6 protein-coding genes are annotated in these 5,415 nt (G+C 70.1%); all 6 read left to right on the top strand.

What is annotated here, in order from left to right:
* A partial coding sequence (locus ACWF94_RS32235; RefSeq protein ID WP_453496596.1) for a hypothetical protein occupies positions 1–843 on the top strand: 843 nt, incomplete at its 5' end.
* 34 nt (positions 844–877) lie between these two features.
* Entirely contained in the window at positions 878–1,609 is a 732-nt protein-coding gene (locus tag ACWF94_RS32230; RefSeq protein WP_453496593.1) for a hypothetical protein, read from the top strand.
* Positions 1,578–1,745 (top strand): hypothetical protein, encoded by a 168-nt coding sequence (locus ACWF94_RS32225; RefSeq protein WP_453496590.1) that lies wholly within the window; start codon positions 1,578–1,580, stop codon positions 1,743–1,745. Before ACWF94_RS32230 ends, ACWF94_RS32225 begins: the two co-directional genes overlap by 32 nt.
* A 123-nt stretch (positions 1,746–1,868) precedes the next feature.
* A complete protein-coding gene (locus ACWF94_RS32220) occupies positions 1,869–3,659 on the top strand; it encodes a DNA cytosine methyltransferase (protein WP_453496587.1) in 1,791 nt (596 codons plus the stop codon).
* A gap of 109 nt (positions 3,660–3,768) precedes the next feature.
* Positions 3,769–4,044, top strand: coding sequence for a hypothetical protein (locus ACWF94_RS32215; RefSeq protein WP_453496584.1), 276 nt, complete (start codon positions 3,769–3,771; stop codon positions 4,042–4,044).
* Positions 4,045–4,163: 119 nt separating this feature from the next.
* Positions 4,164–5,318: a magnesium chelatase domain-containing protein gene (locus ACWF94_RS32210; protein WP_453496581.1), complete on the top strand. Its 1,155-nt coding sequence runs from the start codon at positions 4,164–4,166 to the stop codon at positions 5,316–5,318.
* The last annotated feature ends 97 nt before the right edge of the window (positions 5,319–5,415 follow it).

The raw sequence follows: 5,415 nt of genomic DNA, 5'->3' as shown, positions 1-5,415 counted from the left end.
ACGAAGGAGCGCTCGATGCAGATCCCCAGCGACGTCCTCACCGTCCTCACCGACCCCCGCACCGTCATCAGCGGCGACCGCGTACAGGTCCCCTTCGAGCTGGAGCCCGCGCTGTACAAGCGGATGAACAATATGCTCAAGGACATCGGCGGCCGGTGGGACGGCCGCAAGGCGGTCCGCGCCCACACCTTCCCCTTCCCGGTGGAGGAGTTCATGCGGGCCTGCCTGGCGGCCGGAGCCTGGCCCTCCCGGTTCGACCAGGGTTGGTACCCGACCCCGCCCGCGGTGGCCTTCGACATGCTGGAGCACGCCTCGATCCGGGTCGGCCACACGGTCCTGGAGCCCTCGGCCGGTACCGGCACGCTCGCCCAGCGGGTGGCCGACCAGATGGGCATCGTGGACTGCGTCGAGATCGACCCCCGCCGCGCCCACGTCCTGCGGGAACTCGGAGTCGCCCGCCAGGTCATCCAGGGCGACTTCCTCGACCTCGACCCGGCCGGCATCGATGAGCCGTACGACCGGATCCTCATGAACCCCCCGTTCAGCGACGCCATCAGCCACGTCCTGCACGCCCTGCGCTTCCTGCGGGACGGCGGAACCCTCATCGCGATCCTGCCGGAGTCGATCAACTGGCACAGCGACCGCAAGGCCGTGGAGTTCCGGCAGATGGTCACCGACGCCGAGGGCGACGTCATCCCCCTCCCCGACGACGCGTTCCTCTCGTCCGGGACTCCGACGCGCACCGTCCTCCTGCGCCTGGACGCCGAGCCCGGCGGCCCCCTCCGCACCCACGGCTGGCTCCAGCGCCAGCCCCTCCAGCTCGACCTGTTCGCCACGGCCTGAGCCCCCTCACCCCACCGAAACGAAAGGCACCACCGTGATCGAGACCCGCGTCTGCATTGACGACACGCTCGGCCCGTTCGACTGCAAGCTCGACCCGCACAACCGATGGAACGGCTGGCTCAGCCCGCACTTCCCGCTGGAGAGCGCCAAGAAGCTGGCCGACCAGACGCTCCGCCTGGCCGACGAGTACGGCTACGACAGCGTCGACACGATCCACGTGATCGAGGGTCAGGCCGACAGCCAGGAGACGGTCCACATCATCGAAGGCGGCCCGAGCCGGTACAGCGAGGAGCCCGAGGGCCTGGCGGTGGCCGTCCGCATCAACTGGCGGGCCCTGGAGCGGGGATCGGACGCGGCCACCTCCATCACCGACGCGACCCCCAAGGCACGCAAGGCCGCCCGTCGGCGCAAGGCCACCGGGCACGGCGCCCGCCGGGCGGTCGCCGTCCACATCCGGTGGATGTACCTGGACGAGGGCAGCGACACCGCAGCGAACGTCATCCGGCCCGACCGCGACGGCCTGTACGCCATCGGCGGCTGGGAATGGACCTGGCACTTCGCCTCCTGGTGGTGCGTCTGCGGGTACGGCCCGGACTGGCACGAGACGGAGTGCGAGAGCTGCGGCCTGAGCCGCGAGAAGGCGCTGCTCCTCGGCGAGACCGCCCGGAAGGTCGGCGAGGTCCTGCACCGGCTCGCCCCCGGCGCGACCGCCGTGCTCCTGAACTCCATGGACGGTGCCCCACATCGCCGCGGTGTTCGCCGGTGACACCGAGCTGGACACCGGCGACGGCGGGCCGTTCGACACCGAAACCCTCGGCGAGGCGGACGCGGTCCTCCGGGTCGAGCTGGACGGGAGCCAGACGGCGGGCGGCCTGCTGCGCTTCCCGGCGGACACCGCCTGACCCGCGGTTCCCTTGGCGATTCATTGACCAAATCCACCTGCATAACGAGGTTATCCAGGTGGGTTCGGTCAATGAAAGAGGACGGCACACCAACACACCAACACCCAGAACGGAACAGGCCGAATGCCCTACATCTCCACCACCACCCGCGCGCTGGCCGCCTCCAGCGGCACCCAGCCCTTCGCCCAGCGCCGCGCCAAGGCGTACAAGCACGACGGCACCGAGCTGTCGGTCATGGACTGGTTCTGCGGGGCCGGCGGGTCCACCCAGGGAGCGGACGCCGTCCCAAACGTCCGGGTCACCCGGGCGGCGAACCACTGGAAGCGGGCGATCGAGAGCCACGAGCGGAACTTCCCCGGCGTCGCCCACTACATCGGCGACATCCGCAAGGCCCCGGTCTGGGCCTGGCCGGTCGCAGACATCCACTGGGGCTCGCCGGAGTGCACCAAGTGGTCCATCGCCCAGGGCAAGAAGCGCTCGTTCGCCAAGGCCGTGCAGGGCGACCTCCTCGACCTCTACGCGGAGATGGAGGCGGAGAAGTTCCAGACCGAGGAGGAGCGCGACAACGGCCCCACCGAGGAGGAGGAGGCCAGCCGGGCCCTGATGGAAGAGATCCCGCTCTACCTGCGGGGCGTCATCGAGCGCGGCGGCCTGGTCAAGGCGGGGGTCGTAGAGAACGTGGTCGACGTCCGGCAGTGGTTCGAGTGGGACCGCTGGGTGGCCGAGTTCCACAAGCTCGGCTACAAGACCAAGCTGGTCGCGCTGAACTCGATGCACGCCGACCCGCGCAGCGTCCACCGCGCCCCGCAGTCCCGTGACCGCCTGTACTTCGTCTACTGGCACAAGAGCCTCGGCCGGAACCCGAACTTCGAGAAGTGGCTGGCCCCCTCGGCGTTCTGCACCAGCTGCGATGAGACCGTCAAGGCGCGGCAGATGTTCCGGCGGGCCGGCGTCGACATGGGCCGGTACAAGAGCCAGTACGACTACCGGTGCCCGAACACCAAGTGCGGCCACCAGATCGTGGAGCCCGAGACGCTCCCGGCGGCGGCGGCCATCGACTGGTCGATCGCGGGGGGCCGGATCGGCGACCGCAAGACGCCTCTGGCGGACAAGACGATGCGGCGCATCCAGGCCGGGCTGGACAAGTTCGCCCGCCCGATGATGGTGCCCACTGGCGGCACGTGGCGCGACGCGGCCAGTGACCTGCTGGACCCGATGCCGACCCGCACCACCCGCGAGAACGACGCGCTGGCGATCCCCCCACTCCTCGTCCCCTGCGACGGTCGCGAGGGCAAGAACGCCCGCTCGATCTACGGGCCGATGCAGACCCAGACGGGCAGGGCTGAGGCCGGACTCGCGTGGCTGCCGTTCATCACCGAGATCCGGGGCGGGAGCAGCGACGTCCGCGCCATCACCGACCCCCTCGCGACGGTCTGCGCCAGCGGCAACCATCACGGCCTGGCCGCCGTCCCGATGTCGGGGATGATGATGCGGAACAACGGGTCGACCGGCAACGGCGGGGAGCACTGCACCGACCTAGTCGAGGCGATGAGGACCCTCACCACCACCGGCCACCAGTCCCTCGTCACCTGGGAACCCTTCCTGGCCCCGTACTACGGCAACGGGACCCCGCGCCCGGTAAGCGACCCCGTCGGTACCCTCTCCACCCGCGACCGCTTCGCACTCGTCCAGGGCGAGCTGAACATCGAAGACGTCCTGTTCCGGATGCTCCAGCCGCACGAGATCCAGAGGGCGATGGCCTTCGCCAACGACTACGTGGTGCTCGGCTCGAAGCGGGATCAGGTGCGGCAGCTCGGCAACGCGGTCACCCCGCCCGCCGCGGAGATCCTGATCTGCCTGCTCTCGGAGTGCATCACCGGCGAGGAGATCAGCCGCTACGCCATGGCCGCCTGATTGACGACTTTATGACCAAATCTTCTTGGATATTAGAGTTACCCCAGAGAGATTTGGTCAATGAAGAAGGTGTAACACCAACCACCACCCCACCATCACGGAGCGCGCAATGAACCAGGCCACCCCCACCCCCAGCGAGATCATCGAAGCCCTCGCCCAGGCTCTCTACGGCACCCCTTCCAGCGAGGTCACCGACCCGGGCATGGTCGGCCGGTACCAGGCGGCGGCCGAAGAGATCGCCGCCAAGTCCCTCCACGGCAACGTGGTGGCCATCGCCGAGCACATCGCCCGCGCCGAGTACGACGCCGAGTTCGCCACCCTCAACGTCTTCGAGGTCGGCGACTGCTCCTTCACCGCCCGCGAGGTGGCCAAGCTCCTCAGCTAACCGCCCAGGCAGGGCGGCCGGTGACCCGGCCGCCCCCCTGAGCAGACAGCACGGGCCCGGCCCGGACCGTGCTGCCCGCCCAGGAACTCACCTGGCTCACCACTCGAAGGGACACCGCAATGAGCAACGACATCACCGGCCTCACCCCCGCCTGGCTGCACACCCCGACAGCCGCCAACCACCACGCCCTGGCCGTCCAGACGGACCGGATGACCGCGGTCCTCTCCCACGCCACCGAGGACGCCTACTTCAACGCCAAGCGCGCCCGCAGCATCCTCCTGCGCAACACCACGGAGTACGTCGCCCGCCTCATCCGGCAGGCCCTCCCCGAGGCGGCCGTCATCACCGTCGACACCGAGGAGAAGGAACTCCACGCGGTCCTCGACCGGAACGGCAAGACGATCTGGTACGCGCCCGCCACCCCGGCCAGCGAGCTGCACGACGGCCTGGTGGACGACATCAACGGCCTGCTCTCCGACGCAGTCCCCTTCGGCGGCCTCGTCGGAGCCGGCTGGAAGGTCGCCGACCAGGGCGAGCCGTACCGCACGGTGCTGCTCCCCACCGGCGACCTGACCGCGCGCGGCACGGCGGCCACCTCGTTCCCCACCCCGGAGGGCATGGCCACGGTGACCGCCGAGTTCGCCCCCGGCGGCACCCCGGCCTTCTGGCTCACCGGCCCGAACTCGACGTTCGCCCGCGAGGCCCGCGACCGGATCCGCGCGGCCATCGTGAACAGCGACCTGGAGTGGAAGCCGGGAACCCTCCGGATCGATGCCCACTGGACGGTCGTCCGTACCGGCTCCAGCTCCGACCTGACCCTGGCCTGCACCGCCCTCGCAGCGGCCGGCGCCATCGACCCGGCCGCACTGAACGGCGTGACCCTGATCGGCGAACTGGGCCTCGACGGCCGGGTCCGATCCGTCCGCGACGTCACCGACGCCGTCCGCACCGCCCAGGCCGCCGGATACCGGAAGTTCATCGTGGCCGCCGACGACTTCGACAAGGTCAGCCAGAACGAGGACATCACCCCGGTCGGCGCAAACTACCTCCCGGCGGCGCTGAGCTTCCTCGAGGAGATGCACGAGCCCACCACCACCGAGCCCGCTGCCCGGCCGCAGGGGACGCCGGGGGAGGACGCCGGACCGTGCGCCCAGTGCGACCGGCCGCTGATCTGGGACGGCACCGGCAAGCGCGTGAACGACGAGTGGGGCGAGTACCTGTGCCACGGCCCCCGCAAGGACGGCGGCAGCGCGGTCCACGCGCTGGCCAAGTAGCGGCAGCCAGCAGCGCTTCTACGGCCACCTCGGGCTCTCCTACGACCCCGACACCGAGGTCCATCATGTCCCGCACCCGGGCCACGCTCGCCTGCTG

The organism is Streptomyces sp. NPDC055078 (genome assembly GCF_053607985.1).
The sequence above is the reverse complement of the archived record's forward strand: the minus strand, read 5'-3'. Positions and strand labels throughout refer to the sequence as shown.